At 52.8% G+C, this 26,110-nt stretch carries 30 protein-coding genes; 12 read left to right on the top strand and 18 right to left on the bottom strand.

The window, feature by feature from the left end:
• Nucleotides 1-95: 95 nt before the first annotated feature.
• Nucleotides 96-1,571, top strand: coding sequence for a glucose-6-phosphate dehydrogenase (zwf, locus tag AC6I8T_RS11960; RefSeq protein WP_021182969.1), 1,476 nt, complete (start codon nt 96-98; stop codon nt 1,569-1,571).
• A gap of 87 nt (nt 1,572-1,658) precedes the next feature.
• On the opposite strand, the gene dhaR is transcribed toward zwf, so the two are convergent.
• Nucleotides 1,659-3,644 (bottom strand): dihydroxyacetone kinase operon transcriptional regulator DhaR, encoded by a 1,986-nt coding sequence (gene dhaR / locus AC6I8T_RS11955; RefSeq protein ID WP_208724163.1) that lies wholly within the window; start codon nt 3,642-3,644, stop codon nt 1,659-1,661.
• Between the two features lie 447 nt (nt 3,645-4,091).
• Between dhaR and AC6I8T_RS11950 the strand changes: the two genes are divergently transcribed.
• The 5 genes from AC6I8T_RS11950 (at nt 4,092) to AC6I8T_RS11930 (ending at nt 8,867) form a co-directional block, all read left to right on the top strand.
• On the top strand, nt 4,092-4,820 hold the full coding sequence (locus AC6I8T_RS11950) for an MIP/aquaporin family protein (RefSeq protein ID WP_208724164.1): 729 nt from the start codon (nt 4,092-4,094) through the stop codon (nt 4,818-4,820).
• Between the two features lie 49 nt (nt 4,821-4,869).
• Nucleotides 4,870-5,934, top strand: a complete 1,065-nt coding sequence (gene dhaK, locus AC6I8T_RS11945) for a dihydroxyacetone kinase subunit DhaK (RefSeq protein WP_208724165.1) — start codon at nt 4,870-4,872, stop codon at nt 5,932-5,934.
• Nucleotides 5,935-6,007: 73 nt separating this feature from the next.
• Nucleotides 6,008-6,631, top strand: a complete 624-nt coding sequence (dhaL, locus tag AC6I8T_RS11940) for a dihydroxyacetone kinase subunit DhaL (RefSeq protein WP_208724166.1) — start codon at nt 6,008-6,010, stop codon at nt 6,629-6,631.
• Nucleotides 6,632-6,662: 31 nt separating this feature from the next.
• On the top strand, nt 6,663-8,087 hold the full coding sequence (gene dhaM / locus AC6I8T_RS11935) for a dihydroxyacetone kinase phosphoryl donor subunit DhaM (RefSeq protein WP_497833895.1): 1,425 nt from the start codon (nt 6,663-6,665) through the stop codon (nt 8,085-8,087).
• A gap of 141 nt (nt 8,088-8,228) precedes the next feature.
• Complete coding sequence (locus tag AC6I8T_RS11930) at nt 8,229-8,867, top strand: bifunctional 4-hydroxy-2-oxoglutarate aldolase/2-dehydro-3-deoxy-phosphogluconate aldolase (RefSeq protein ID WP_208724168.1); 639 nt, start codon at nt 8,229-8,231, stop codon at nt 8,865-8,867.
• 38 nt (nt 8,868-8,905) lie between these two features.
• On the opposite strand, the gene purT is transcribed toward AC6I8T_RS11930, so the two are convergent.
• Entirely contained in the window at nt 8,906-10,084 is a 1,179-nt protein-coding gene (gene purT, locus AC6I8T_RS11925) for a formate-dependent phosphoribosylglycinamide formyltransferase (protein WP_497833894.1), read from the bottom strand.
• A 163-nt stretch (nt 10,085-10,247) separates the two neighbouring features.
• Here purT and AC6I8T_RS11920 point away from each other — a divergent pair, with 163 nt between their 5' ends.
• Nucleotides 10,248-10,901, top strand: coding sequence for a tellurite resistance TerB family protein (locus AC6I8T_RS11920; protein ID WP_497833893.1), 654 nt, complete (start codon nt 10,248-10,250; stop codon nt 10,899-10,901).
• 120 nt (nt 10,902-11,021) lie between these two features.
• Complete coding sequence (locus AC6I8T_RS11915; protein ID WP_497833892.1) at nt 11,022-13,085, top strand: S9 family peptidase; 2,064 nt, start codon at nt 11,022-11,024, stop codon at nt 13,083-13,085.
• Here AC6I8T_RS11915 and exoX (AC6I8T_RS11910) read toward each other — a convergent pair.
• Together exoX (AC6I8T_RS11910) and AC6I8T_RS11905 are read right to left on the bottom strand one after the other, a co-directional pair.
• Entirely contained in the window at nt 13,079-13,747 is a 669-nt protein-coding gene (exoX, locus tag AC6I8T_RS11910) for an exodeoxyribonuclease X (RefSeq protein ID WP_497833891.1), read from the bottom strand. The genes AC6I8T_RS11915 and exoX (AC6I8T_RS11910) overlap by 7 nt on opposite strands.
• Nucleotides 13,748-13,750: 3 nt before the next feature.
• The gene (locus tag AC6I8T_RS11905) at nt 13,751-13,981 is read right to left on the bottom strand and encodes a DNA polymerase III subunit theta (protein ID WP_021182980.1); all 231 of its coding nucleotides are present in this window, start codon (nt 13,979-13,981) and stop codon (nt 13,751-13,753) included.
• 153 nt (nt 13,982-14,134) lie between these two features.
• Here AC6I8T_RS11905 and copC point away from each other — a divergent pair, with 153 nt between their 5' ends.
• Genes copC through AC6I8T_RS11890 form a run of 3 tightly spaced genes read left to right on the top strand, consistent with a single transcriptional unit; the run spans nt 14,135 to nt 15,774 of the window.
• A complete protein-coding gene (copC, locus tag AC6I8T_RS11900; protein WP_208724172.1) occupies nt 14,135-14,512 on the top strand; it encodes a copper homeostasis periplasmic binding protein CopC in 378 nt (125 codons plus the stop codon).
• Nucleotides 14,512-15,393 carry a copper homeostasis membrane protein CopD gene (gene copD / locus AC6I8T_RS11895; protein ID WP_497833890.1) on the top strand — a complete coding sequence of 294 codons (882 nt, stop codon included), beginning with the start codon at nt 14,512-14,514 and terminating at the stop codon, nt 15,391-15,393. The genes copC and copD overlap by 1 nt, the downstream gene beginning before the upstream one ends.
• A gap of 33 nt (nt 15,394-15,426) precedes the next feature.
• Nucleotides 15,427-15,774, top strand: coding sequence for a YebY family protein (locus AC6I8T_RS11890; RefSeq protein ID WP_036625101.1), 348 nt, complete (start codon nt 15,427-15,429; stop codon nt 15,772-15,774).
• Between the two features lie 315 nt (nt 15,775-16,089).
• On the opposite strand, the gene AC6I8T_RS11885 is transcribed toward AC6I8T_RS11890, so the two are convergent.
• The 4 genes from AC6I8T_RS11885 to AC6I8T_RS11870 form a co-directional block, all read right to left on the bottom strand.
• Nucleotides 16,090-17,175: a tyrosine-type recombinase/integrase gene (locus AC6I8T_RS11885; RefSeq protein WP_497833889.1), complete on the bottom strand. Its 1,086-nt coding sequence runs from the start codon at nt 17,173-17,175 to the stop codon at nt 16,090-16,092.
• A complete protein-coding gene (locus AC6I8T_RS11880; RefSeq protein WP_497832318.1) occupies nt 17,144-17,416 on the bottom strand; it encodes an excisionase in 273 nt (90 codons plus the stop codon). The genes AC6I8T_RS11885 and AC6I8T_RS11880 overlap by 32 nt, the downstream gene beginning before the upstream one ends.
• A gap of 76 nt (nt 17,417-17,492) precedes the next feature.
• Nucleotides 17,493-19,235: a DNA cytosine methyltransferase gene (locus AC6I8T_RS11875; RefSeq protein ID WP_497833888.1), complete on the bottom strand. Its 1,743-nt coding sequence runs from the start codon at nt 19,233-19,235 to the stop codon at nt 17,493-17,495.
• Nucleotides 19,232-20,101: a phage N-6-adenine-methyltransferase gene (locus tag AC6I8T_RS11870; protein WP_497833887.1), complete on the bottom strand. Its 870-nt coding sequence runs from the start codon at nt 20,099-20,101 to the stop codon at nt 19,232-19,234. Before AC6I8T_RS11870 ends, AC6I8T_RS11875 begins: the two co-directional genes overlap by 4 nt.
• A 25-nt stretch (nt 20,102-20,126) precedes the next feature.
• Between AC6I8T_RS11870 and AC6I8T_RS11865 the strand changes: the two genes are divergently transcribed.
• A complete protein-coding gene (locus tag AC6I8T_RS11865; RefSeq protein ID WP_497833886.1) occupies nt 20,127-20,888 on the top strand; it encodes a hypothetical protein in 762 nt (253 codons plus the stop codon).
• A gap of 79 nt (nt 20,889-20,967) precedes the next feature.
• On the opposite strand, the gene AC6I8T_RS11860 is transcribed toward AC6I8T_RS11865, so the two are convergent.
• The 10 genes from AC6I8T_RS11860 to AC6I8T_RS11815 all read right to left on the bottom strand — a co-directional run bounded on the left by AC6I8T_RS11860 (nt 20,968) and on the right by AC6I8T_RS11815 (nt 25,748).
• Nucleotides 20,968-21,186: a hypothetical protein gene (locus AC6I8T_RS11860; protein ID WP_497833885.1), complete on the bottom strand. Its 219-nt coding sequence runs from the start codon at nt 21,184-21,186 to the stop codon at nt 20,968-20,970.
• Nucleotides 21,179-21,709: an HD family hydrolase gene (locus tag AC6I8T_RS11855; RefSeq protein ID WP_497833884.1), complete on the bottom strand. Its 531-nt coding sequence runs from the start codon at nt 21,707-21,709 to the stop codon at nt 21,179-21,181. The genes AC6I8T_RS11860 and AC6I8T_RS11855 overlap by 8 nt, the downstream gene beginning before the upstream one ends.
• Nucleotides 21,710-21,898 carry an ANR family transcriptional regulator gene (locus AC6I8T_RS11850; RefSeq protein WP_497833883.1) on the bottom strand — a complete coding sequence of 63 codons (189 nt, stop codon included), beginning with the start codon at nt 21,896-21,898 and terminating at the stop codon, nt 21,710-21,712.
• Nucleotides 21,899-21,982: 84 nt separating this feature from the next.
• Nucleotides 21,983-22,684, bottom strand: coding sequence for a hypothetical protein (locus AC6I8T_RS11845; protein WP_497833882.1), 702 nt, complete (start codon nt 22,682-22,684; stop codon nt 21,983-21,985).
• Nucleotides 22,684-23,361, bottom strand: a complete 678-nt coding sequence (locus AC6I8T_RS11840) for a P-loop NTPase family protein (RefSeq protein WP_497833881.1) — start codon at nt 23,359-23,361, stop codon at nt 22,684-22,686. The genes AC6I8T_RS11845 and AC6I8T_RS11840 overlap by 1 nt, the downstream gene beginning before the upstream one ends.
• A gap of 1 nt (nt 23,362) precedes the next feature.
• On the bottom strand, nt 23,363-24,040 hold the full coding sequence (exoX, locus tag AC6I8T_RS11835; RefSeq protein WP_497833880.1) for an exodeoxyribonuclease X: 678 nt from the start codon (nt 24,038-24,040) through the stop codon (nt 23,363-23,365).
• Nucleotides 24,009-24,218 (bottom strand): hypothetical protein, encoded by a 210-nt coding sequence (locus AC6I8T_RS11830; RefSeq protein ID WP_497833879.1) that lies wholly within the window; start codon nt 24,216-24,218, stop codon nt 24,009-24,011. The genes exoX (AC6I8T_RS11835) and AC6I8T_RS11830 overlap by 32 nt, the downstream gene beginning before the upstream one ends.
• Complete coding sequence (locus AC6I8T_RS11825; RefSeq protein WP_497833878.1) at nt 24,209-24,343, bottom strand: hypothetical protein; 135 nt, start codon at nt 24,341-24,343, stop codon at nt 24,209-24,211. The genes AC6I8T_RS11830 and AC6I8T_RS11825 overlap by 10 nt, the downstream gene beginning before the upstream one ends.
• On the bottom strand, nt 24,340-24,744 hold the full coding sequence (locus AC6I8T_RS11820; protein ID WP_497833877.1) for a hypothetical protein: 405 nt from the start codon (nt 24,742-24,744) through the stop codon (nt 24,340-24,342). Before AC6I8T_RS11820 ends, AC6I8T_RS11825 begins: the two co-directional genes overlap by 4 nt.
• Nucleotides 24,745-25,157: 413 nt before the next feature.
• Entirely contained in the window at nt 25,158-25,748 is a 591-nt protein-coding gene (locus tag AC6I8T_RS11815; protein WP_497833876.1) for a hypothetical protein, read from the bottom strand.
• Nucleotides 25,749-26,110 lie beyond the last annotated feature (362 nt).

Raw genomic sequence — 26,110 nt, 5'->3', positions numbered from 1 at the left:
CGGGAAAAAAGTACATTGTGCTGTAAGAAAATTACAATAAGGACCCGGTAAATGAGGACGCTCGACCGGGTATATCCTGCAACGAGGAGAGGAAAATGGCGGTAACACAAACAGCCCAGGCATGCGATCTGGTGATTTTCGGTGCCAAAGGCGATCTTGCGCGCCGGAAACTGTTGCCTTCACTGTATCAGCTGGAAAAAGCCGGTCAGATTCACGAAACCACACGGATCATTGGTGTGGGGCGCGCGGAGTGGGACAAAGACGCGTATACCAAAGTGGTACGTGAAGCGCTGGAAACCTTCATGAAAGAGAAGATCGACGAAGCGCTGTGGGACAAACTCAGCAGCCGTCTCGACTTCTGTAACCTCGACGTCAACGACACCTCGCATTTCTCTCGTCTGGGCAAAATGCTCGACCAGAAAAATCGCGTGACCATTAACTACTTCGCGATGCCGCCGAGCACCTTTGGTGCGATTTGTGAAGGTCTGGGTTCAGCCAAACTGAACGCCAAACCGGCACGCGTGGTGATGGAAAAGCCGTTGGGCACCTCACTGGAAACCTCTCAGGAGATTAACGACAGCGTCGGTAAATACTTCGAAGAGAGCCAGGTTTTCCGTATCGACCATTACCTTGGTAAAGAAACGGTATTGAACCTGCTGGCCTTGCGTTTTGCCAACTCGATCTTTGTGAATAACTGGGACAATCGCACTATCGACCACGTACAGATTACCGTGGCTGAAGAGGTTGGTATCGAAGGCCGTTGGGGGTATTTCGACAAAGCAGGCCAGATGCGTGACATGATCCAGAACCATCTGCTGCAAATCCTGACCATGATCGCCATGTCACCGCCGTCTGATCTGAGCGCCGATGCGATTCGTGATGAGAAGGTCAAAGTGCTGCGTTCGCTGCGTCGTATCGACCAGAGCAACGTGCGCGACAAAACCGTGCGTGGCCAGTACACCGCCGGTTTCGTCCAGGGTAAAAAAGTCCCTGGCTACCTGGAGGAAGAGGGCGCGAATAAGCAGAGCGCGACCGAAACCTTCGTGGCGATCCGTGTCGATATCGACAACTGGCGCTGGGCAGGCGTGCCGTTCTACCTGCGCACCGGTAAGCGTCTGCCGACCAAGTGTTCTGAAGTGGTGGTCTACTTCAAGAACCCGGAAATGAACCTGTTCAAAGATTCCTACGCTGAATTGCCGCAGAACAAGCTGACGATTCGTCTGCAACCGGATGAAGGTGTGGATATCGAGATCCTGAACAAGGTGCCGGGTCTGGATCATAAACACAAATTGCAGACCACCAAACTGGACCTCAGCTACTCTGAAACCTTCAATCAGTCCCATCTGGCGGATGCTTATGAGCGCCTGCTGCTGGAAACCATGCGTGGCATTCAGGCGCTGTTTGTGCGTCGTGATGAAGTGGAAGCGGCATGGACCTGGGTTGACTCCATCATGGACGCATGGAGCGCCGATGCGGATGCACCGAAACCTTATCAGGCAGGTACCTGGGGACCGGTTGCCTCTGTGGCGATGATCACCCGCGACGGTCGTTCCTGGAACGAGTTCGAGTAACAGAATGGTAGCGGCGCGATTTTTCGCGCAATTTCGTGCGTGAAAAACGCGCACGATAAATCGTGCCGCTACGCAATATGCCTTAACTCAACGTGATTTATAATCCTCCAGATGAATATTGAAAGCTTTCAGCTTGCGCCATAATGAGGTGCGGCTGATCTTCAGCGTCTGAGTAATCTTTATGGCTTTGCCCTGACACTGGACGGCGGCTTTAATTAACGCATCACGTTCCATATCGATGAGGCTATGCAAACCATTCGACGGCGGGAGCGTGGCCAGATCGCGAATACGTTCAATCAGCGCCAGGGGAATATCTTTGACGCGGATTACCGCGCCATCGCTGTAACTAAAAGCCCGCTCGAGCACATTGCGTAACTCGCGGTTATTTCCCGGCCAACTGTAACGCGTCAACAGTTGCAGCGCATCCTCTGACAACGACAGATTGCTGTCGACTTCACGGCTCATGATCTTCAGATAACGTTTAATCAGCGCCGGAATATCTTCACTGCGTTCGCGCAAAGGGGGGATATGGATATCGAACGACTGCAATTCATACAGCAAATGGCGGCGAAAACGGTTTTCATCCACGTACTGATTAATATCGACGCTGGTGGTGGTGATTAGCCGTACATCCAACGGTACCAGCAGTTGGTTGGCCTTACTCAGCAAGCCGGTTTTCAGCAGTTGCAGCAGGGCGGTCTGGACTTCGGTGGTCAGGTACTCCACATTCTCCAACAAAAGCGTGCCGCCTTTGGCCAGTTCAAACTTTGAGATCACATGTTTGTCGCCATTGACGATGCCGCCGAGAAACTCACTGGTCATGGTTTCGCGCGGGATTGCCTGGCAGTTGATGGTGATAAAGGGCTTATCCTGACGCTCGCTGGCATTATGAATGGCCTGAGCCAGATAGGACTTACCCAACCCTTCCTCACCATGCAGCAGCACCGAACCTCGACCTTTCGCCGCCTGTTGCGCCAGGCGCACCACGCGGCGAATGGTATTTGAGGTGCCGACATAATCAAGGTCATCAAAGGTGAGCCGAGCACCAATACCGCTATGGCGATGGACCAACTCGCGGATGCGATCAATCGGGTGCATCAGAGCGATATAACGATCCGAGGTATTGTTCGGTCCCTTGACGATTTTCAGTGAAATCGCCAGAGAGATGAAGGAACCCGCAAATTCGATGGCGGTTTCAAATAGATCAACCTCACGATTGTGAGCGATCGCATTGAGAATGCTTTGCGGTAGCTTGATGATATCGTGAATATTTTTGCCGAGAATTTTTTCACTTTTGACCCCGAACAAGTCGCTACCGTGGATATTGAGATAGAGGATAGTGCCTTTATTATCCCATGCCAGTACCCCTTCCTCCACGCCATCCAGCAGGGCGTGGACTTCGCTGAGATGTTGATTGGACTCAGCCAGAATCAAATCGGTATTCAGTTTGGCGGTGATCTGTTGCTCAATGGAATGCACCAGCGCCAACCCCAGCGCCGGGGCGCTCTCCTGAGCGCTAAGTAAAATAATCCCCACCGCCCCCATCAGCGTACTGTCGCTGCCGAACACCGGTGCGGCGCAGATCTCAAACGGGTGCAGATGTCGGTTGAAATGTTCATAGCCCTTGATGCTGAGGGTTTCATGCAACAACAATGCGCTGGAGATGGCGTTATTGCCCATCATGCCTTCGCGCCAATAAATGCTTTCGCGAATCCCGAGCGGTGCCAGCCTGATCGCCATCGACGGCGTAGCATAAAACTTCAACGTGCAACCGGTTTCGTCGGTCACGAAGATGGCGCAATCCGGCGCATCAAGATATTCGAAAATATCTTCGATGATGGGGGATGAGATATTCAGCATTTCGGATTGGTTGCGGCACAGCGACTCAAAGGTTATGCCTCGGGCATAAAGTTGTTGTGGCCAGTGATCGTGACGCAACAGGCGTCGGCAACGCAGCCAGGATTGTTTCAGCCAGGGTTTGATGTCCGGGCGGTCCAGACTGGTGAGGTTGTTATATAACTCCGGATCCTTGGCGATGAATGCCCGCCATATTGCTTTCATATTGAGACGCATGCATTGCCTTCCTGCTGAAAATGGCCCAGCTATTAATTGAGTCTGTCAGGGTAAGAGCCGATCACTGGCGCGGAGCATAACGCTATATGTAGTGTATTTTGACGCTTCCCGGTAAAGCAGCGTGCCAAATTGTGACAGCGATCTGGAAATAGTTTCCCGCATCAATGTTCACTATTATTTTAAACTAACCAATTGTATTTAATTTGTTTTTTATTTATTTAAACAACTGATGTGAAATGTCTCACATCTTTGAATACAGTATGACCGGGTTCAAATAACCCTGTTTTCATCCGTCATTATGTTTCTTTTTGCAACCTTCCCGGAAAAAATAACGTTTCTGAATTAAACAAAAAAATATTTTTTACAGCCTTTTTCTCCCTTTCTATTCTCAGCATGTTCTTGCATAAGACGACCAGTTATATCAACTGTTAATAAAAGGAAAGGAAGATGAACATCTTTTTATCAGAAATGGTCGGCACCATGCTGTTGATTCTGCTTGGCGACGGTGTGGTGGCCAACGTGGTCTTAAAACAAACCAAGGGAGGAAGTAGCGGCTGGATTGTGATTACCGCAGGGTGGGGTTTTGCGGTGACGGTCGCTGTTTACGCCGTCGGCTGGATCAGCGGCGCGCATCTCAATCCGGCAGTGACATTGGCTGTCTGGCTTCAGGGGGGCATTCCATCGGGAATGGTGCTGGTTTACATGCTCGGCCAACTGGTGGGGGCGTTTCTTGGCGCTATCCTCGTCTGGCTGACGTATAAGCGCCATTATGATGTTTCCGATGATCCCGGCTTAATTCTTGCCACTTTCTGTACCGGTCCTGCTATCCGCGACTATAAATGGAACCTGGTCACTGAAATTATCGGTACTGCGATGCTGGTATTCGGCGTGTTGGCGATTTTCAACTCGCACAACGGTATTGCCGGTGGTTTTGGGCCTTATGCGGTCGGCGTGTTGGTGTGGAGTATCGGTTTGTCATTAGGCGGACCTACCGGCTATGCGATCAACCCGGCGCGTGACCTTGGCCCGCGTATCGCGCATGCGTTATTGCCGATTAAAAACAAAGGCGGTTCCGATTGGAGCTATGCCTGGGTGCCGATTGTCGGTCCATTAATTGGCGGTGCGGTCGGCTCTCTATTATACAAATTCTTATTACCTCTCTTAACTACCCCATAACAGTCGCCCCCAGGCCGCACCGGCCTGGGGACATGACGAGGAAAGATTGATGAAAAAGTTAATCAACAAGGTTGATGATGTTGTCAGGGAACAACTTGAAGGCTTTGCCCTGGCGCATCCGGAATTAACGGTCAATATCGAACCTTTCTATGTCTGTCGCCGCACCGATAAACCGAAGGTTGCACTGATTTCCGGTGGTGGGTCAGGGCATGAACCGATGCACGGTGGATTTGTCGGTTTTGGCATGTTGGACGGTGCCTGCCCTGGACATATTTTTACCTCGCCAACCCCCGATCAGATGTACGAATGCGCGCAAAAGGTCAACAGCGATAACGGCATCCTGTTGCTGATTAAAAATTACACCGGCGACATTCTTAACTTTGAAACCGCCGCTGAATTGCTGCATGGCGAGGGCATTCCGGTACAGGTGGCGGTGATTGACGATGACGTGGCGGTGAAAGATAGCCTGTACACCGCAGGTCGTCGTGGTGTTGCCACGACGGTGCTGGCAGAGAAAATTCTGGGCGCAGCGGCGGAAGAGGGTTACAGCCTGGATGAATGCGTGCAACTGGCGACGCGTATTAGTAACCGTGGGCGTTCAATCGGCGTGGCACTGTCGGCCTGTACGGTGCCCGCTGCGGGCCGGGCAAGTTTTGATTTAGCTGATGATGAAATTGAATTTGGTATTGGTATCCACGGTGAACCGGGTATCCGCCGCGAGAAGTACAGTGACTGCGATACCCTGGTCACAGAGATGCTCAACGAAATTCTCGACAATACGCCCTACAGTCGCGTGTTGCGGCAGTGGGACGGTGATAAAGGCGAGTGGGTGGAAAACAGCCAGACTACCGAGCCGTTAAATGAACAGGACAGCGTGATTGTGCTGGTCAATGGGCTGGGTGGCACGCCGTTATCAGAGCTGTATGCGGTGTACCGCAAAACGGCAGAAATCCTGACCGCGCGCAACATCCATATCGCCCGCAACCTGGTGGGGACGTTCTGTAGCTCCATCGACATGCAGGGGGTATCGATCACGCTGTTGAAAGTCGACGAAGAGATGCTGACGTTGTGGGATTTTCCGGTCAGCACCCCAGCGCTACGCTGGAAAATGTAACCTGGTGTCGCGGTCTGGTCAGTAAAGCCAGGCCGCTGTGACGCGGGAAGAGAGCATTCTGTGGGGGATAACAATGGTCGTAAGCAAAAAACAGGTGATTGATTGGCTGGATGCCTCAGCAACGGTTTTTGAGCAGCAGCAAGAGTTTCTGACCAATCTGGACCGCGAAATCGGCGATGCCGATCACGGGTTGAACATGAATCGTGGCTTCAAAAAGGTCAAAGAGAAACTGCCGACGCTGGAAGATAAGGATATTGGCACCATTTTGAAAAATACCGGGATGGTGTTGTTGTCGAGCATTGGCGGTGCCAGCGGGCCACTCTATGGCACTTTTTTCCTGAAAGCCGCCGAATGTGTCATGGCGAAAGAAGAATTAACGGTGACGGATTTATACAACCTGTACCGCGAAGGCACGGAGCGTATCATCGCACGCGGGATGGCACACCCGGGTGATAAAACCATGGTGGATACATTGTCGGCCATTGTTTCATCGTTGCAAACCCAGCAGGAAGCTCCGCTAACCAGTGCATTGAATAGCACATTAGTGGCGGCCGAGGCCGCGATGAAAAGCACCATTCCGATGCGGGCCGCAAAAGGGCGTGCCAGTTATCTTGGTGAACGTTCTATCGGACACCAGGACCCCGGTGCGACCTCCAGTTATCTGTTATTTAAAACACTTTGTGAGGTTGTTGGCTAACAAACGTGGTCCTCAATAAGGTGATCCAACTATGGTTAATATTGTGGTGGTTTCGCATAGCAGGAAGCTGGCTGAAGGCGTGATTGAGCTGGCGTCACAAATGACGCAGGGAAAAGTAAAGTTCGCCCTGGCGGCTGGCATTGATGATCCTGAAAACCCGATTGGTACTGATCCGGTCGCGGTGATGATGGCCATTGAGGAGGTGCTGGATGACGATGTGCTGGTGATGGTCGATATGGGAAGCGCGATCCTCAGTACCGACATGGCGAAAGAGCTGCTTGGCGAGGAAAAGATGGCACGGGTGCAGATTTGCGCAGCGCCGCTGGTGGAAGGCACGGTGGCGGCAGCGGTCGCGGCGGCATCCGGGCAATCGGTTGAACAGGTGATGGCAGAGGCACATCAGGCGCTGACAGCAAAGTACGCCCAGTTGGGGCAGAGCGAGGCGTTGCCAACGATGCCGCTCCCGGTGGGGCCAACTGACACGCACAACGACAGCAAAAGCTTTTCCTGGACAATAACCAATCCGACCGGCATTCACGCCCGTCCGGCATCGGCGATTGCCCGTTGTCTGAATCAATTTGATGCGGAGGTACAAATCGTCAATGGCGACCGTGTGTTGAATGCCAAGAGCATGAACAATGTGGCGCTGTTGGGCATCAAATGTGGTGATGTCATTACGTTGCACGCTCATGGACCTGAGGCGCAGCAGGCAATCGATGCATTTGCCGCGCTGGCAGCAACGCAATTTGGCGATGACAACGCGGGGCCGGAGGCGGTGGTGAAAAAAAAGTCCGGCGTGCTGGCGGTGACGATCTGCCGCATCGAACGTGGCCTGCCACAATTGACGCAACGTGCAGTGGCCGCAAAAGACGTCGAAATTGCCCGACTGAGTCAGGCGATTGCGGCGGCGAAGCAGGAACTGGAGATATTGATTGCCACCACATCTGAGCAACTGACGGACAATGAGGCGGCAATGTTCTCCGCTCACCAGATGATGTTGGAAGATGGCGAGTTGTTCGACACCACCCTTGAACGGCTGGAGCAACAACCAGCACCTGTCGAGCAGTTGTGGCTTGGCGTGATTAGCCAGATGGCCGATGAATACCGGGCGATTGAGGATACGTATCTGCGTGAACGGTATATCGATGTTTATGACGTTGGTATGCGGGTGCTGGGGCTGTTGCTCGGCCATCCTCTGTTTACTCTGCCGCCAGCGCATTCGCCCACATTAATTATCGCTAATTATCTCTTGCCCTCGGAAATTATGGCCTTAGACAGCATGCTGACCGAGGGCGTCTGTTTTACCACCATCGATGCCCAATCTCATGCGGCGATTTTGGCCGCCGCACGCGGGATAGCGGTGTTTATCGACCGCAACGGCAAGCGTACCAGACAATGGCAGGATGGCACGCGAGTGCAGCTGGCAACGGATTCCGGCGAGATCATGGCGGTATAACCTTTTCATCATCCTGAATTGAACCGTGGTTTCAAAAACCTGGCGTCACCGATAGACGTAAGTCACGCCGATCTTGTATGGTAATGCTCAGGAACATCCTGCGGGCCAGCTACGGCCTGACTGAAACCCTTAGGAAACGTGATGAAAAACTGGAAAACAAGTGCAGAACAGATCCTGACCACCGGACCGGTTGTTCCGGTCATTGTGGTAAACAAACTCGAACACGCCGTACCCATGGCTAAAGCGCTGGTGGCGGGCGGTGTTCGCGTGCTGGAAGTGACCCTGCGCACGCCAGTGGCGATGGATGCGCTGCGTGCCATGATTAAAGAAGTTCCGGAAGCGATTGTCGGGGCGGGAACCGTTATCAACCCCCAGCAGTTGAAAGAAGTGACCGACGCGGGCGCGCAGTTTGTCATCAGCCCCGGTATCACCGAACCGTTGCTGAAAGCGGCTGTAGAAGGCCCGGTGCCGTTGATTCCGGGTATCAGCACCGTATCCGAGCTGATGACGGGTATGGACTATGGTCTGCGCGAGTTTAAATTCTTCCCGGCGGAGGCCAACGGTGGCGTGAAAGCGTTACAGGCGATTGGCGGACCCTTCCCACAAGTACGTTTCTGCCCAACTGGCGGTATCTCACCGGCTAACTATCGTGACTATCTGGCGCTGAAGAGCGTGCTGTGTATTGGCGGCTCATGGCTGGTGCCGAACGATGCGCTGGAGGCGGGTGACTGGGATCGTATTACCCATCTGGCTCGCGAAGCGGTAGCGGGCGCGAAATAAGTGATGAGCGGTGAGCCGGGTGCTCACCGCATCAGGTGTTAACCTTCGACTTTCACCGCGGCTGCGGCTTTGATAGCGCGAGCAACGGCGTCATCGGTATTCTCACCGGTGGCGAGCGCCACGCCCAGACGGCGTTGACCGGCGATTTCCGGCTTACCGAACAAACGTAACTGCAAGCCCGCACCCAGTGCCGCTTCAACATTTACGAAGCGTACATTGGTGCTTTCCAGTTGCGGCAAAATCACCGCGCTGGCCGCTGGGCCATACTGACGAATACCGCCAACCGGTAAACCGAGGAAGGCACGGACATGCAGCGCGAACTCAGACAGATCCTGAGAAATCAGCGTTACCATGCCGGTATCGTGTGGACGCGGTGACACTTCGCTAAAGATCACCTCATCGCCACACACGAACAATTCCACGCCAAACAGGCCATAACCACCCAGTGCCTTAACCACTTTTTCCGCGATAGCTTGCGCGAGTTGCAGGGCGAGGTCGCTCATTTGCTGGGGTTGCCAGGATTCACGGTAATCGCCATCTTCCTGACGATGGCCGATCGGGGCACAGAAATGTATGCCATCGACAGCGCTGATGGTCAGCAGCGTGATTTCGAAATCGAACTTCACCACGCCTTCAACAATCACACGACCGGCACCGGCGCGCCCACCTTGTTGCGCATAATCCCAGGCCTTGTCGAGCTGGCTGGCTTCGCGAATAAAACTCTGCCCTTTACCGGAAGAACTCATCACCGGCTTGACGATGCATGGAAAACCAATGGCATTGGCGGCGGCAACAAAGTTTTCTTTGCTGTCGGCAAATTGGTAGGTGGAAGTCGGCAATGCCAGTTCCTCGGCAGCCAGACGACGAATCCCTTCACGATTCATAGTCAGACGCGCGGCGCGCGCGGTGGGCACCACTTTTTGCCCTTGCTGCTCCAGCTCAAGCAGTTTTTCGGTGTCGATGGCTTCGATTTCCGGCACCACGAAATCCGGTTTCTCCTGGGCAATCAGCGCGGCCAATGCGTCGCCATCCAGCATGTTAATGACATGGCTGCGATGGGCAACATGCATGGCAGGCGCATCGGCGTAGCGATCGACAGCAATCACTTCCACACCCAGACGCTGGCACTCCAGTGCCACTTCTTTACCCAGCTCGCCTGAACCTAACAGCATGACACGCGTTGCGGCAGGACGCAGCGCGGTTCCGAGAGTCGTCATAATTTCACCTTAGCAGTCAAAATGCGCGCGCAGTATATACGAAAACGTTTGCGTTCTCATCTTTTCAGCACGGCAACGTTTGCCTTACTTTGCGTCGTTCTGACGTTTCCTGACATCCACTGCGGCAGCATGTGAAACCCGGTTCTTAAACAGGAGTTAAACGATGAATAACTGGTTGCAGCAAATTCAATCGGTACTGAAAAAGCAGGGAAGCAGCGGTAGGGGTAGCGGGTTAAGCGACATGCTGGCACCGGGGGCGTTAGGTGGGCTGGCGGGTTTGCTGATTGCCAGCAAATCCTCCCGTAAGTTGCTGACCAAGTACGGTGGGCAGGCGTTGATTATTGGCGGTGGAGCCGCAGCGGGTGCCGTGCTGTGGAATAAATATAAGCAACGGGTACGTGAAACCCATCAGGATCAACCGGGTTTCGGCCAGGTGCAAACGCCGCTGGATCAGCGTGCTGAAAGGTTGGTCACCGCCCTGGTGTTTGCGGCCAAGAGTGATGGGCATATCGACGATCGTGAACGTGCGGCGATTGAGCAGAATATTCATCAGGCGGGTTACGGCGCGCAAGCGGAAGCCCTGATTCAGCAGGCGATGAACCGCCCGCTCGATCCGCACTGGCTGGCGGCTGATGTGAAAAATGAAGAAGAGGCACTGGAACTCTATTTTCTCAGTTGCGCAGCTATTGATGTCGACCACTTTATGGAGCGCAGTTACCTGACCGCATTGGGCGATGCCTTAAAGATCCCGCAGGATGTACGCGACGAAATGCAAAAAGATCTCGCCGCTGAAAAAGCCAGCTTACCCGCCAGTTAACCCCCGCACAGGCCACCTGGGTGGCCTTGTTTTACATTTTCCTTGTACTCAATGGCTTGGCTTCCTGCGCGATCGGTGCCACGCTTGCACAATGTTGTCTCTTCAGGGAAATGAACCATTATGAATCATCCTCAGGCAAAAAAAGTCCCTCACCAAATGACCCTGCATGGGGAAACTCGCACCGACAATTATTTCTGGCTACGTGATGATGATCGGGAAAATCCCGAGGTGATCGACTATTTGCATGCTGAAAATGACTATGGCAAAGCGATGATGGCTACGCAGGCGCCACTACAGGATCGGGTGCTGAAAGAGATTATCGACCGCATTCCTCAGCAGGATCATTCGGTGCCCTACGTGAAAAACGGCTACCGTTACCAGAGTCGTTATGAAACCGGCAATGAATATCCGGCCTATTATCGCCAGCCGAAAGAAGCTGATCTCGATGCCGAATGGCAATTGCTGCTTGATGGTAATCAGCGCGCGTCGCACAGCGATTTTTACACTATGGGGGCGCTGGCGATTAGCCCGGATAATCAGGTGATGGCATTGGCGGAGGATTTTCTTTCTCGTCGCCAGTATGGCATTCGCTTTCGCAACCTGGTCAGCGGCAGCTGGTATCCCGAGGTGCTGAGTGATGCCTCTTCCAGCCTCGCCTGGGCCAATGATTCGCGTACCGTCTATTACGTGCGTAAACATCCCAAGACTTTGCTGGCTTATCAGGTCTGGCGTCACGAATTAGGGCATCCGCAATCTGATGATCAACTGGTCTACGAGGAGAAGGATGATACGTTCCATCTCAGCGTGCACAAAACCACCTCTGAACACTTCATCCTGATTGCGCTGTTTAGCACCACCACCAGCGAGATTCAGCTGATCGATGCGGAATATCCTGACGCTCAACCCCAGGTCTTTTGCCCACGCCGTCGCGACCATGAATACACCATCGATCACTACAATCATCAGTTTTATATTCGTTCGAATCGTGAAGGGAAGAATTTCGGTTTATACCGCAGCGCCTGGTTGGCGGAAAATCGCTGGCAGACGCTGATTCCGGCTCGCGATCAGGTGGTTCTGGAAGATTTTCAACTGTTCAAGCATTGGCTGGTGGTAGAAGAGCGCTCGCGTGGGATGACCAGTCTGCGTCAGATTCATTGGGAAAGCGGTGAGAGCACCGGCATTGCTTTTGACGATCCCACCTATGTCACCTGGTTGGCCTACAATCCAACGCCGGAGAGCGATACGCTGCGCTACGGCTACTCGTCAATGACCACCCCAACGACGTTATTTGAACTCAACATGGAAAGCGGCGAGCGGCGTGTGCTGAAGCAGACGCCTGTCCCGGGTTTCAATCCGGATGATTATAAAAGTGAACATCACTGGATAACCGTACGCGATGGCACGGAAGTTCCGGTTTCGCTGGTCTACCATCGTAAGCACTTCCAGACGGGCAATAACCCGATGCTGGTTTATGGCTACGGTGCTTATGGCAGCAGCATGGACGCCAGCTTCGGCACCAGCCGTATCAGTTTGCTGGAACGTGGCTTTGTCTATGCGATTATCCATGTGCGGGGCGGTGGCGAGCTGGGTCAGCAATGGTATGACGATGGCCGACTGCACAACAAGATGAACACCTTCACTGACTTTATCGACGTCACGGAAGCGCTGGTTGCGAAGGGAATTGGTCACCCGCAACGGTTATACGCGATGGGGGGCAGTGCCGGGGGGTTATTGATGGGCGCGGTGATCAATATGGCTCCGCAGCTTTACCACGGCGTGGTGGCGCAGGTGCCATTTGTGGATGTGGTGACCACCATGCTGGATCCTTCCATTCCGCTGACTACCGGGGAATATGATGAATGGGGCAATCCAGAGGAGGAGGCGTATTATCACAGCATCCGACAATACAGCCCGTATGATAACGTGGCCGCACAAGACTATCCGCATTTGCTGGTGACCACCGGTCTGCACGATTCACAGGTACAGTACTGGGAACCGGCAAAATGGGTGGCGAAATTGCGCGAGCTAAAAACCAACGATACGTTGCTGTTGTTGTGCACCGATATGGATTCTGGTCACGGTGGCAAATCAGGCCGTTTTAAATCCTATGAAGGGGTCGCGCAGGAGTTTACCTTCCTGATTGGTCTGGCGCAGGGTGTTCTGCCAGACCGTCATGACTACTGATCATTTTTGACGTACTTGCGCAGCGCCTGCCGCAGTGGTGGGCGCAAATCACGCACATTTTCCAGCACCCAGCGCAGATAACCGGGATCTTTGCGCGCCACGCTGCCGATACTTTGCCCGCGATATTTTCCAAACGGGAACACATCATCGGCCACCGGTGCGGGCTGGCAACGGCTGACCATCTGCTCAGCATCCCAACCAGACTTCTCCATGATGCGAATCAGCAACGCCGCGGTGACGTAACAATCGTACAGCGCGCGGTGCGCGTGCAAATTGGCGGGCGGGGTGACGTCCAGTTTCAGGCTATGACGCAGGGCCTGGTTACCGTATTTCTGACCGGGCCAAAGTTGACGCGCCAGCGTCATGGTGCAAATCCACAGCCCCGGCATTTCCGGCAGCATTCGCCTGTCAAAACTGGCGTTGTGCGCGACGTAATGGGGGCTGCCGTGGTAGCGACCGATTGCCTGCTCAATGGTGGGTTTCCCCACGACCATCGCTTCAGTGATGCGATGCACGGCCATCGCCTGGCGGCTGATGGGGCGATCCGGGCAGATCAGATCACTCATCGGATTGAGGATCTGCCCGTCAATCACATCCACGGATGCCACTTCAACCACACCACCCTGTAAACCGCAGGTTTCGGTATCGATTACGCGTAGCATGGCTTATTTCTGCTTCGGTTCGTAGGGCAGGCGAGAAAGGCTGAGTGACGCCTGACGATATTGCATCAGACGCTGGCGAAACCAGTCACGCAGCGCTTCCGGTTGCTCCCTTTCGACCAAATCCGCTACCACCGGCATGTTGTAGCGCTCTTTAAACGCCACGCCAGCGGCTGCCAGATCGACATTCACTTTGTCTTTCTCTTCCTGCGACAGCAGGGCAAGGTTTTGACTCATGTTTTTCTCCTGATAAACAGGGGCAAAAGTAATGTTTTCCCCGTTCAGGATCAAGGGAAAAGGGATCGCATTGCAGGTATCGACACCTGCGGAACAGCAGCGTATCCTGCTGCCACGCTTGCGGCAGATTGCCGTAAAAAAGAGGATAGCCTGATGAAGAAGACGAGATTAAGCCGCCTGGCGGCGCTGTTGCTGGCGTCATCCGCGCTGGCCTTCAGTCAGTTTGCGCTGGCGCATGCCCACCTTAAAACGCCGGTTCCGGCTGACAAATCTACCGTTGATGCTTCACCCAAGTCGTTAACTCTGACGTTTACCGAAGATGTCGAACCGGCATTTAGCGGCGTTGAAATCCGCAATGCACAGAATCAAACCGTACCGGTTGGGAAAGCTCAGATTAACGCAAAGCAACATGATCAACTGATTGTACCGCTGAGCCAGCCACTGCCAGCGGGAAGTTATCAGGTGAACTGGCATGTGCTCTCGGTTGATGGTCATAAAACCAAAGGTAGTTATCAGTTTAGCGTGAAGTAATGGGGCTAAGCACGCTGTGGGTAAGCCTGCGGGCGATCCACTTTTTGTCGGTATTATTGCTGACTGGCAGTGCGTTTTACACCGCACTGCTGGCGCCGGCGCGTTTTCGTCCGGTACTGGCGTTTCGTCTGCGTGGCATCCTGGCGTTAAGCGCACTGGTGAGTTTGCAGGCGGCAGTGTTAATGCTGGCGACGCAAACAGGCCTGATGAGCGGTGACTGGCGCAATGTGTCCGATGCAGAAACCTGGCTGGCAGTACTGAGCACCCGTTTTGGCGGGGTATGGCGCTGGGAGATTCTCTTCGCGTTAGCGAGCGTGTTGGCGTTATTGCTTCGAGGCAGGTTGTGTCAGCAATTGTTGTTACTGACCGGATTACTCCAGCTTATCGCATTAGCGGGTGTGGGCCACGCGGCGATGCGTGATGGCTGGCTGGGAAGCTTGCAGCAGGCAAACCACGCCTTGCATCTGATTTCTGCCGCGTTCTGGAGTGGTGGTTTGCTACCACTGCTACTACTGATGCGCGACGCACGCAACATAGCCCATCGGGCTGATGCCATCCGCAGCATGATGCGTTTCTCTCGCTATGGGCATCTGGCGGTTGCGCTGGCGTTGCTGACCGGGATGTTCAACAGCCTGTTGATTGCCGGTGATCCATTGCAATGGCAGCCCACATGGTGGAGCACGCTGCTGATTGTCAAAGTGTTGCTGGTCATGTTGATGGTGACCATTGCTGTGATTAACCGCTACTGGTTGGTTCCTCGTTTTCGTCTGGCCGGAAGCGATGCAGCAACACTTTTTATTCGTCTGACGCAGCTTGAGCTGCTGCTGGCGATCGCTGTAATTGGGTTGGTCAGCGTGTTGGCCACGTTGGCACCAGCCTGAATCATTAATACCGATTGAATGTATGAGGTCGACATTTTGCTGAAGAAACTGATTCCAGCTTGTGTACTGATGGCACTTTGCAGCCAGGCGATGGCTGCTGAAATTATAACCATCAGCCGTTTTGAGATTGGCAAAGACAAGTGGCCGTTCACGCGGGAAGAAGTCATGTTGAGCTGTGAGAAGGGGGGAGCGCTGTTCGCCATCAACCCCAGCACCTTGTTGCGTTACCCGTTGAATGATAAAGCGGAAGCGAACCAAAAGTCCGGACGCGGCACCACTGAATCGATCAGCTCAATTCAGGCTGATGATAAAGCCCATCCCGGACAGAAAATGAGCCTGGAACCGATTATCGCCCGTGCTCAGGCACTCTGCGACAAGTAAATCCCGCTGCATGGCGCGGCAGAGCCTGCTGCGCCTCATCCCTCAAGTATTCTGCCGTCGCGATCACAGAGTCGACAGCTTTCCGCCCCCCCGGTGACAGTTGGCTGGAAAATAATCACCCGTGGTCTACCTTTAAAAGGCAAGGCGAACTCGCCTGCATTAATGCCAACTTTTAGCGCACGGCTCTCTAAGAGCCATTTCCCTGGACCGGATACAGGAATCGTATTCGGTCTTTTTTTATTTATATGATTTATAACGATTTATTTTCATTCGTCCGAAAATGTCCGAAATTTGTCCGAACTTCCGATATCCGGTTTAAACCATAACGTATTCCTGACCTCGCGAATCCAGGTACTTTTTGGTCATGGCTATGTTTTTATGGCCGAGCAACCTTTGAGCGAATTCCTCTCCATTCTCTACTTCATATAATCGACTGGCAAGGCTTCTGATCTCATGGAAAGTCGGTGGATTTGCCCCGAACTGAATCCCGCTCAAATCACGAGCTTCAGCAAACGCAGCGGTCATGGCATCGGGCATAACCGGGCCGGCTTTACGTCCACCACGCCGGACTGACGAATAAATCAGGTTGTCGGAAGGATTGCCTACCCGGCAGCGTTCTATCACTCCATTCAGATCCAGCCCGATAATCTCCAGCCGCAACGTCACCGGCAGTGCCAGTTTGTGGCTGGTCTTGCTCTGTGTGATAAACAACCTTCCATCTGCAATGTCACTGAACTTCATCCTGGTGATATCTTCACGCCGCTGCCCGGTTAGCAACCCGATATTCATCGCACACTCGAGCCAGCCCCCCATAGACGCCGCAGCAGTGCGGATCGCGATGAAGTTATCGAGAGACAGCCGTTCGCGTTTAACCTCTGGTGGCGGGGTCTTGGTTGGCTCTACCGGGTTGCGCTCAATGATCCCCTCCACGACAGCTTCCCTGAAAACGTCCAGCATTAAAGAGCGGAGAGCAACAGCCATACTCCGCTTTCCGCATTCAACGTAGGTTTCAAGAAACAGTGCGATTTCCCGCGTGGTAATCACTTCGATGGGCTGGCGGCCAAACTCAACCTGAAGTGTTGAAAGCTGATTGCTCCGGATCTTCATTGTGTTCGGCTTCAACTGCCTGCGCTCCAGAATGACACTGTAACGTTCAAGCCATTTGCTGAAAGTGAATGTTGGTTTCTCTTTCAACCTGTCGAGCAGTGCCGAAGGTAGATAATTTTCCTCGATATAGTTATTTGCCTCAATAGCCTGGGCAACCGCTTCCCTGCGTGAAATGCGTCCGAGAGAAATTTCCTGACCTGTCACGGGATTTCGCCAGTAATAACTCTGCCTGGACTTACGATAAGTCAGATTCCTTGGCAGGTTAGCGTCGTACCGTTCCGGTCTGTTCGACATGCTTCAACTTCTCCAGTAGCGACCCCTTTCTGGGCGGGGCAACGTGCGCCGGTTTGCGCTTCATCTTACTTTTGCGCGGATCAACATAAACCGAATCGGGCGAAAGTTTATATTCCCTTCCGTGTAACTCGGGGCATGGATAAATACGGCCTTCCCGCACCCAGCGGCGAAGTGTGGAAAGGGAAGGAGGGCGCGAGTATGTATCAGCAGCCCACTCCTGCAAAGTGAGTAGTTTTGCCATAGTCTACCTCTGGGTCTTTTTACCAGGTTTTAAGCGCAACGAAGCGCAATATATGAAGATTTTGCGTGCTTATTCTTCAAGCAGAGCGTGGAATAGCTAATGGGGAGCACATTTCAGGCAGATTGGCGCGCACCAGCGCCTCGGCAAACGGCGGCGGGACGGCGTTACCACAGCGGGCAACCTGTTTGTCTTTGGCGTATTTCACGCCACGATAATCGCGGTCGATGACATACCAGGATGGGAAGCCCTGGGCGGCGTAGAGTTCATGTGGCTGAAGCATCCGCATGCCGATATCCACTATCTGGTAATCAATTCCCTCTACAGTGACCAGGCCGAAACGGTCATTGGTGGTGACGGTGCCGAGCGGGTCACTCAGGCCAACGCCGCCTTTTTCATTGCCGTAATATTTCATCAGGAAGGCCCGAACCTCTCCGAAATGATTACCACCGGCGGTAACCGTTTGCAGCGGATCATCTGCTTTCTGCCCGGTGTTGGTGCCGCGCATCTTCACCAGGTTGGAGGTAACCAGCGCGTGGTGATCGGTGGTGGTTACGGTGTGTGCTGGTGCATCCACCGCCGCGCCGGGGCCGGTGTAATTCCCGCCGAAGTGCTTAGCCAGAAAGGTGGTGACCAGCGCGCTTTTGCCACCGCCGCCAGCGGTGACCGTTCCCGCTGGCTCATCTACTGGATGACCGATGCTGCTGCCGAACTGACGGGAAATAACCGGGGCCAGCCGCGGACAGATGATGTTGGTGCGGTTCTGCGTTAGCAGCGTGAAAAACGGTTTGTCCACTGGGCGCGGCTTCATCTGGAATGTAGATCCGCCGGTTCCAGCAAACACTGGTGACACAACAGCATAACCGTGTGTTTGGGTGATGGTTTTCAGCGGTTCTTCCAGCGACTGCCCCCGGAAACAGTCGTATTTCGTCCGGTTGCTTGTGTGGTTGCACTTAACGATGAACGGCGTCGGATTGTCGATCACGAAGCGCTGAATACCGCGCGCGATGCGTTTCATCGTGTTTTCTGCCAGCGGCTTAGCGCGGTCGAAAATACTGGGGCAGGGAATCGACCAGTCAATACACTCTGCTGCTGTACGCCACGGCTTCAGGTGCCCTGACTGAACCGCAAGGCTTTTTGGATCACCGTGCGTTGGCTGCGGCCACGTTACCGGCTGCCCGTCGCAGCGCATTACCATGAAGAAGCGTTTGCGGATTGTCGGCGCGCCGAAGTCGCAGGCGCGAAGCTCACGGTGCTCGACGGCATAACCCAGCCCGGACGCCAGGCGGCGCGCATCATCGCTGTGACGGTTAATGTTCAGGAACTCACACACTTCATCCAGCGCAGGGTGATCAGCGGCAACTCCGGTGCTGAGCATGCCCACGAATGCGGCGAACGTTTCTCCCGCGCGCGCCGGGTCTGGCCGGTCCTCATCGGCAAGCAGCGGCCCCCAGGTTTTAAACTCTTCCACGTTTTCCAGCATGACAACGCGTGGCCGCTTCGCCAGCGCCCAGCGGATCACAGTCCACGCCAGCCCCCGAATCTCCTTCTTGACCGGCTTACTTCCTTTGGCTTTGCTGAAGTGGCGACAGTCAGGCGAGAACCAGGCAAGGCCGACCGGCGCGCCAGCGGTGGCTGCCAGCGGGTTGATGTCGAATACCGATTCACAGTAATGCAGGGTGTCGGGGTGGTTGGTGGTGTGCATGGCGATCGCGTTGGGGTCGTGGTTAATCGCGATGTCGACGCTGCGGCCGGTAGCCATTTCAATTCCGGTGCTGGCTCCGCCCCCACCGGCAAAATTATCGACGATGATTTCCCTCATTGGGCCTGTTCTCCGAATGTGGCTGTAAGTGATTGTGCTGCGGCAATGATTTCGGCTGATGGCTGGCGTTCCAGCAGCATGCGGTTGATGTGGTGCTTTACTTTGCGCTGGTGGTCAGTGCCCAGGCTGGCGAGTTGCGGCAACTGCCCGGCCAGCAACTGAACTTCAGGGGGCCAGATATCATTATCTGTTACCGGTATAGCTGGCGCTGGTGATGCCGGTGGGATCAACCGGGCTGCTGCACGCTCAATCTGCGCCATCAATACAGATCCACGCTTTTCCAGCTCGTCTCGGCTGACATAATCGAACTTTGGCCCGCGCCACGTTTTATCGAATACCGCGATGGCCGCGCCGAACCCGGCGGATGATTCTTCCGGCTGGCCCGGTTCTGGCCGATACCAGGTGGGCAGATCAAAACTTATTCGCCCGCGGATGAAGGCGATATGATCGGCATCTTCCGGCCACCACACCTCGCCGGTTGCTGCTTTGATGAGAAACACATAGCGCCCGCCAACCTCACGCATTGCCAGCGTGTGAGCGATGATGTGCCGCATGCCGGTGATATAATGCCCCTCATGCTGGCTGGCGCGGCTGTAGGGCGGGTTGGCGTATGCCGCGCCGTTCAATTCCGCCAGGCGCACTGACCAATCCTGCACCAGCGCGTTATCCTCGGCGGTGTAAAACGCATCGCATTTGGCATTGCTGGCGTCGGCAAACAGGTCCAGCACGAACGGACCGAACATTGTGTTGATACCCCACCAGAGCGGATCCGGCGTGCGCCACTGATCGCCGACCTCTTTAAGGAGATGGTTTTTTTTCTCTTTTAATCGCTTTATAGCTGTAAGATAATTTTTCTCATAAGCCATAACTTTATCCATATTGGAGATTGAGATGTTTAAAAAGGATGATCTTAGTTTTGAAGTTCCATTGTTGGCGTTAGTAACAGCAGTTGTGTATTTTATGTCTTATGCTTACCAGTCGGGATATGCTTATTTCTATGGCTACAGCATAGGGTTTCAAACACTAGATCTGAACTTCATTCTCGATTCATTTTTTCCAATCACCTATTTAGTGTTGGCATCTATAATTGGTATGTTCATTGTTAAGGTGGTTGAACCTTTCAAACACTCCTTTAAATTTCTCACTCTGGGTTATATCGCTTTGTCCTCGACCATATCCATTCTAATCGTGAATGGTGGAAGGTTTGGTTGGGTATATGAATCAGGGGTGTATTTTAAGGTTTTTGCAATCAATGGCTTTATATTGATTGGCATGTTCATTCCTCAAACGATAGGGATCTATTCAAAATTAGGGCTTAAGGCACCTATTTTTTATATTTTTTCAAGTTCCGTTATGATTGTCTTCATGGCATTTCCCTTAGGGACTGTTTCCGCTGCTTCTCAGCAGTACCTATTTAAAAAAAGAGGCGAAGAAACATACTTGCTTACAAGTGTGGGAGGAATGTATGTTTTTGGGTGGTGCGATAGGAGTGATGTACATTATGAAATGCAGAAGAATGATCAAAGTATTCAACTTGTCAGACTTTATGATTTAAACGAAATTCATAAAATTAAAAACTGTTTCTATTCTCAATCGCATGAAAAAGTGGGGCGTGATTCAGTACCAATCTTCACTGTTCATAAATACCAATAATTTCTTCAGCCCAGTTAAATTCACAAGAATAGCCATGTGAATTTCTTTCCGCTGGCTTGCACAAGTGTTCGCCGCCGCCTTAATTTTTGCTCTGTCCTTTTTGGATAAAAAGGATGATGGACATATTGAACTTGGCAGCATACTTTTTGATCGTGCTGATGTAGGTATGCTTGCTGTTCATTAACTGGCGCAACGTGCTGGTCGAGACACCGCAGAACCAGGCGGTTTTTTTGATGGTCCGTTTCTGCTCGCGTGCGATTTTGCGCACTGCCAGATTGTAGGGAAATTTGTCAGGCATAATCGCCACCTTTCAAATCATTGAAGCGCTGTAGAAACAACACACGCGCCTGGCGGGGATTGAATGGGGATAGCAGAAAAGGTGCTGGTTCTACTCCCTCAAGAATCGGCCAGGGCGTGCCGTCATCTAAATCGAGATCACGGCGCTCGGTCGCCAGCATCACCAGGTCGGCATGCTTAACTTCGTCGCTCATTGCCGACGGAAACCCAAACTTAGCAGCGATGACCTCTTCCACTGATTTGATGATGCGGCGGTATTCCGGCAACAGTTGCTTTAGAGGTGACGAAATATCGTTGCAGTAAGCCTCCGCCGCGTCGTGCAGCAACGCTTCCAGTGCGAACTCGGGCGGCACCAGATAGCTGACGTGGACCGAGTGCTGCGCGACGCTGTAGAAGTCCTGAACGTGGCCGGTAAAGCGGCAGAGATTCGACAGCGCACAGGCGATGTCATCGATGCAGATGGCATCTGCCGACATGTTGAGGAAATCGAAGTGTTTGCCAGACTGCGTGGTGATCCAGGACATTTATTCCTCTCCCTGTTTGCTGCGCTTAAACGCACCCAGGCAGAAGAGGGCGCGGTGTTTTGACCAGTTGACGTTGGCACCTGAGGCTCTCTTTTTGGCCTGGCGCCATACCTGGGATGCTCTGAAGAATTCGCCGTTGTGCTCAAGGGCAACGGCTTCGGTTGCGAGTGACGTGTAGGTTTCGTCCATAGTTGCCTCGGCAGCTGATGGTTGATGAAACAAAAACCGCCTCATGCGAGGCGGTTATGATGACCGGCTGACAAAATTCACACCTCAGAAGGGTATGTCGTCGTCCCACTGCTCAGGCTGATTTTGTGGAGTCTGGTTGTTTCGACCGCCAGCGTTACGTTGCAGGTTCGACTGTGGCGCCACGGTGTTCGCCTGGTTGGCGTAACGGTTTCCAGTTGGTCCGCCGCGCTGCTGGCTGCCGGGGCCGTTTGTTGCTGGCTGGCGCTTATCTACATCTTTCAGGGTGAGTAGCAGCTTGTCGATCGCCTCCGCAGGTTGTTTTTCGGCAAATTCAGCATAAGTCAGACGGCTGCCGGGCTGGAATACGTGTCGGATGTTCATCTGGTAGGTATCAGAACCGTCGGTCTGTTTGGTGCGCAGCTCTTTCTGTAGAACAAAACCGACCTTTTTGTTGGTCAGCGCGGGGAATACCCAGACCGTGCCATCAGGTGCCTGTTGCTGCTCAGGAATAAGGTCACGCACGCCAGCGGTCCACATCAGGGCGTTAACCAGATCCATACCAAATGTTGGTTCACCTTCGCGGCCAATGAAGTTGATGCGCAGGTAATCGGCTTTAGCACCATTGGACTCGAACTTAATTTCCATCGTCTGAGACTGGCTGTCAGTACCGAAGCCAACCTGTGCATGGAGAATGAAACCTTCATAGGCACCGGTTTCGTTAATCAGGGCAGACGCGCCAGCTTTCTTAGCTGCGTCAGGGTCAAACTTAAAGCTCATTGGTTGCATCAGATGTCTCCTTCGGACATGAAGTTGCAAATGGCCTGATCTACAGCGAACAGGTCATTTTCCATTTCGGTTTGGTCAGGGAATAAATCGGGGGGCGCTTTGGCAGTGTCGTTGTCATCGCCCTTAATCAGGAAAACGTGCTTGCCGTCTTTCTTGATGGCGCGCAGCACGATAGAGAAATAACCCTCAGGCGTCAGCTTCTCGTTAAGCATCTTGCCCGCGGTCTTCATTCGCACTTTGCCTTCCGATTCCTCGGTATGGGCCAGGAAGTAAACCCGGATGTCGTCCGGCAACTGGGTTGCCGCAGTGATGATGCGCCAGATGTGATCGGCCATTTCAGTAAACTTTGTGTAGCCGGTCTGGTACGCACGCAGCATGTTTTCGTGCTGCATCACTACCTGGAAATCATCGATAATCAGCACCCGGCGAGACTTCGACAAAACCATACGCTGGATTTTGTCCTCCACATCTGCCCAGTCATCGGTACGGAAAACGTTGCCACGCTGTGGGTTGCCGCTTGCATCAAGTTTGCCGTGTACCTTCCAAGCGCCCTTATGGCGAAATGGCAGCATTTTGGGGATGCACTGGATAAGCAGGCAGTCATCGGGGTTGAAGTTCCTGAGGCTGTACGACTTACCCGCGCCAGAATCACCCAAGATCAGGACAGGGGTTCCCATATCAACCTCCTGCCTGTTGCAAATGATGTCTGAGGGTGAACTGGATATCTTCGTCGTCGGCCAGGTTGTCAAAACACCACCGCCGATATTTGAAATCAGTCAAAACCCACTCTTCAAACGGGATACCTTTATACTTCCCGAAACGCATGGCATGTAACAGAGAAGGGCGCGAACTGATATCCCGCATCTGGGCGATTGTGAATCTCGCATCGCGGTTCAGGCGCAGCAGCAACGCCGCCGTGACGTAGCAGTCGTACAACGCGCGGTGGGCGTGTAATCCCTCGGGCACATCTACATCGAGCATGAAGTGATAGCGCAGGTACTGGTTTGAATGACTCTCCAGCTCGGGGAACAACTTGCGCGCCAGTTTCAGCGTGCAGATCCACGGCGCTGTGATTCGTGGCAGTTTTTCCCGGTCGAATTTAGCGTTGTGCGCGACATAAACGTCAGCTTCTTGATAACGATGTATCACATCATCAATTGGCGGTGCGTCGGCAACCATGTCGTTGGTAATGTGGTGTATCGCCATTGCACCAACTGTGATTGGCTCTGGGGGCTTAACAAAATCGCTCATCGGGTTGCATAACTGGCCGTTGATAATATCGATACTGGCAACCTCACAGATACCACCCTCAAAGCTGGTGGTTTCAGTGTCGATCACGCGAATGACTGTAGGCATAAATCTCTCCTGTTAATGCGTCGGCGTTCGCTTCGCGCTGCGCCAGCCGGTGGGCCAGCGTCACCAGTTCCGCCGGGGTAATCTGGTTCTGCTCGCAGATGGTTAAAATCGTGTCGAGCGTCAGGGAATGCATCGCCTCTTTCAGGGCGATTTCTGTGGGGATAATGGTTACATCCATCCAGCACACATCCCCGCCACGACAAGCGCGGCCAGAGTAAGAGGAATCAGCCAGGTGCGACGGCGCGGGTGAAAATCAGCGCCGGTAAGCCGGTGCTTGAATTGCAGTCGTTCAACAGGGTTCATGATGCACGTCTCCGGGTTTTGCCCGGACGCGCTGCCGGGACACGTATGGTTTGCTGATAAAGCCGGGCGCATTCCCTGTCATTGCAGAAATTGCGCTGCTCGGTGCGGTTCCAGAAGCGGATGACCGCCAGTTTTGTATCGCCAGGGTGGCGGAAACGCCCGCAGTAATCACACAACTCTGATTCGGTGAATTCGGTTCCGGACTGGAGCACGGTGAATTCCATGTGCTTGCGCCGCTGGCCGGTGCCGTCGATATAGTGAACAAAGGTTTCGTCGTGCCCTTTGTAGTCCGGCTCAATCGAGCAGTGGTCGAAAATAACGTTCTGGTTACCTATGCGGATTGGCGTGCCTGACGGCAGCTCCACGAGGCGCTGGCGCGTCAGCTTGGGAATGATTTGCATGTGGTTTACCTCGGCATGCTGGAAAACAGTCAAAAAAATGCCCCCGAGGCGGGGGCTAACAACTACACACAGCATTTATTGGGTTGTGGCGCCAGGCGCTGGTCTTCTGGTTGTCTCGATGGACTGCAAATTCACCACAACGGGGAGAGCACTGCATTTGACCACCTTGCGCCGGGTTGCCCGTAACGTCGCCTTTGCGACCTCACTACCTCACCCCCAGGTGGAGTTACACAGGTGCTGGCCAGATATTCGGCGCAGTGCTCTCTCCGTTGCGTGCCTGGATGATGCCCGGCTTATCCACTGCCTTTCTAAATCTGAAATTGAGATTAATTTCTTCATTAGTGGCCTCAGATGTAGGTAATAAAAAAGGCCGCATAAGCAGCCTTGTTATTAATGTATGATGATTTAAATTTTTACTGTTTGGGTTTAATTGATGGCTCATTAATAAAACTATTTGTTGAAAATGCTTGTGAGCTATCCTTTGCTATCCTGTCTGCTTCAGCAGTGATTTTGCTTTCAAATCGTTCATTTTTATCAATTATTACATCTTCGTCTTTAATCATAAGCGTATACATAGGCATATTCTCAGATATGTACTTTATGTAAGTTTTGATATTTAACTTGAAGGCTACGTTACCTACTAAATTTTCGGCTTTTATTTCCTTATCGCCAGTTAGCTTCTGGCTTTCATTAACATCTTTTGCAATCTTCACTAAGGCATCATGGAGTTCTTTCGAAAAATTGTTGGGGTCAACATCGACCAGATGTATGGCTGCCGGTGATTTGTCTGAAGTGTTAATAAGGGTGATGTCCATTCCACGACTTTCACTGTACACCTTACCTAAATTCACATGGCCGACAGTTGTGGTCAGGATGTTCTCTCTTGGCTGTACCTGTTCTTTTTGAAGAACCAAGCCTTTGTTAACCAAAGATGCGCCAAAAATTGATCCGCCCAGAACAAAAGAAGCAACTACAATAGCAATGCTATTAACTTTCATAGTCATTATTTCAAGCCTTATGCTTAGTTTAGTTTACTATGCAATTCTACAATATATTCATATGAATAATCCTTATAAAAAACGGCGATTTAGGCGCTTTTTCAGTTGTTGAACTTACTCAGGAAGAACGCATATGTACCGTCTTTTCAGTAAGTGCACTTGCCGAACCCTATTTCAATTTGCAGATTTCAAGTCGCTTCTCAGTTCAATCTGAGTGGTACAGGGATTAAGCTCCACAGCGGTTTTTGCTAAAACCAACTCTGCTATTGGTAATACATTCCGCGGTCCAATCCGCTCATCGATTACATAATTCATCTCCTCTGGTTGCGCCCCATCATCGGAGCGCCCAACTTGCGTGACTTATCAGC

This window comes from Pantoea sp. X-Soil-OKNW-556 (assembly GCF_059730695.1).
The sequence above is the reverse complement of the archived record's forward strand: the minus strand, read 5'-3'. Positions and strand labels throughout refer to the sequence as shown.

Bases quoted from the DNA above. Each gene is read 5' to 3' on its own strand.
- AC6I8T_RS11915 (WP_497833892.1), top strand. From the start codon at position 11,022: ATGAATCATCCTCAGGCAAAAAAAGTCCCTCACCAAATGACCCTGCAT.
- AC6I8T_RS11930 (WP_208724168.1), top strand. From the start codon at position 8,229: ATGAAAAACTGGAAAACAAGTGCAGAACAGATCCTGACCACCGGACCG.
- purT (WP_497833894.1), bottom strand. From the start codon at position 10,084: ATGACGACTCTCGGAACCGCGCTGCGTCCTGCCGCAACGCGTGTCATG.
- AC6I8T_RS11885 (WP_497833889.1), bottom strand. From the start codon at position 17,175: ATGTCGAACAGACCGGAACGGTACGACGCTAACCTGCCAAGGAATCTG.
- AC6I8T_RS11920 (WP_497833893.1), top strand. From the start codon at position 10,248: ATGAATAACTGGTTGCAGCAAATTCAATCGGTACTGAAAAAGCAGGGA.
- AC6I8T_RS11840 (WP_497833881.1), bottom strand. From the start codon at position 23,361: ATGGGAACCCCTGTCCTGATCTTGGGTGATTCTGGCGCGGGTAAGTCG.
- AC6I8T_RS11830 (WP_497833879.1), bottom strand. From the start codon at position 24,218: ATGGATGTAACCATTATCCCCACAGAAATCGCCCTGAAAGAGGCGATG.
- AC6I8T_RS11950 (WP_208724164.1), top strand. From the start codon at position 4,092: ATGAACATCTTTTTATCAGAAATGGTCGGCACCATGCTGTTGATTCTG.
- AC6I8T_RS11865 (WP_497833886.1), top strand. From the start codon at position 20,127: ATGTTTAAAAAGGATGATCTTAGTTTTGAAGTTCCATTGTTGGCGTTA.
- AC6I8T_RS11905 (WP_021182980.1), bottom strand. From the start codon at position 13,981: ATGAGTCAAAACCTTGCCCTGCTGTCGCAGGAAGAGAAAGACAAAGTG.
- dhaM (WP_497833895.1), top strand. From the start codon at position 6,663: ATGGTTAATATTGTGGTGGTTTCGCATAGCAGGAAGCTGGCTGAAGGC.
- copD (WP_497833890.1), top strand. From the start codon at position 14,512: ATGGGGCTAAGCACGCTGTGGGTAAGCCTGCGGGCGATCCACTTTTTG.
- dhaR (WP_208724163.1), bottom strand. From the start codon at position 3,644: ATGCGTCTCAATATGAAAGCAATATGGCGGGCATTCATCGCCAAGGAT.
- AC6I8T_RS11870 (WP_497833887.1), bottom strand. From the start codon at position 20,101: ATGGCTTATGAGAAAAATTATCTTACAGCTATAAAGCGATTAAAAGAG.
- copC (WP_208724172.1), top strand. From the start codon at position 14,135: ATGAAGAAGACGAGATTAAGCCGCCTGGCGGCGCTGTTGCTGGCGTCA.
- AC6I8T_RS11855 (WP_497833884.1), bottom strand. From the start codon at position 21,709: ATGTCCTGGATCACCACGCAGTCTGGCAAACACTTCGATTTCCTCAAC.
- exoX (WP_497833891.1), bottom strand. From the start codon at position 13,747: ATGCTACGCGTAATCGATACCGAAACCTGCGGTTTACAGGGTGGTGTG.
- zwf (WP_021182969.1), top strand. From the start codon at position 96: ATGGCGGTAACACAAACAGCCCAGGCATGCGATCTGGTGATTTTCGGT.
- AC6I8T_RS11875 (WP_497833888.1), bottom strand. From the start codon at position 19,235: ATGAGGGAAATCATCGTCGATAATTTTGCCGGTGGGGGCGGAGCCAGC.
- dhaK (WP_208724165.1), top strand. From the start codon at position 4,870: ATGAAAAAGTTAATCAACAAGGTTGATGATGTTGTCAGGGAACAACTT.
- AC6I8T_RS11815 (WP_497833876.1), bottom strand. From the start codon at position 25,748: ATGACTATGAAAGTTAATAGCATTGCTATTGTAGTTGCTTCTTTTGTT.
- dhaL (WP_208724166.1), top strand. From the start codon at position 6,008: ATGGTCGTAAGCAAAAAACAGGTGATTGATTGGCTGGATGCCTCAGCA.
- AC6I8T_RS11820 (WP_497833877.1), bottom strand. From the start codon at position 24,744: ATGCAAATCATTCCCAAGCTGACGCGCCAGCGCCTCGTGGAGCTGCCG.
- AC6I8T_RS11845 (WP_497833882.1), bottom strand. From the start codon at position 22,684: ATGCAACCAATGAGCTTTAAGTTTGACCCTGACGCAGCTAAGAAAGCT.
- exoX (WP_497833880.1), bottom strand. From the start codon at position 24,040: ATGCCTACAGTCATTCGCGTGATCGACACTGAAACCACCAGCTTTGAG.
- AC6I8T_RS11850 (WP_497833883.1), bottom strand. From the start codon at position 21,898: ATGGACGAAACCTACACGTCACTCGCAACCGAAGCCGTTGCCCTTGAG.
- AC6I8T_RS11860 (WP_497833885.1), bottom strand. From the start codon at position 21,186: ATGCCTGACAAATTTCCCTACAATCTGGCAGTGCGCAAAATCGCACGC.
- AC6I8T_RS11825 (WP_497833878.1), bottom strand. From the start codon at position 24,343: ATGAACCCTGTTGAACGACTGCAATTCAAGCACCGGCTTACCGGCGCT.
- AC6I8T_RS11880 (WP_497832318.1), bottom strand. From the start codon at position 17,416: ATGGCAAAACTACTCACTTTGCAGGAGTGGGCTGCTGATACATACTCG.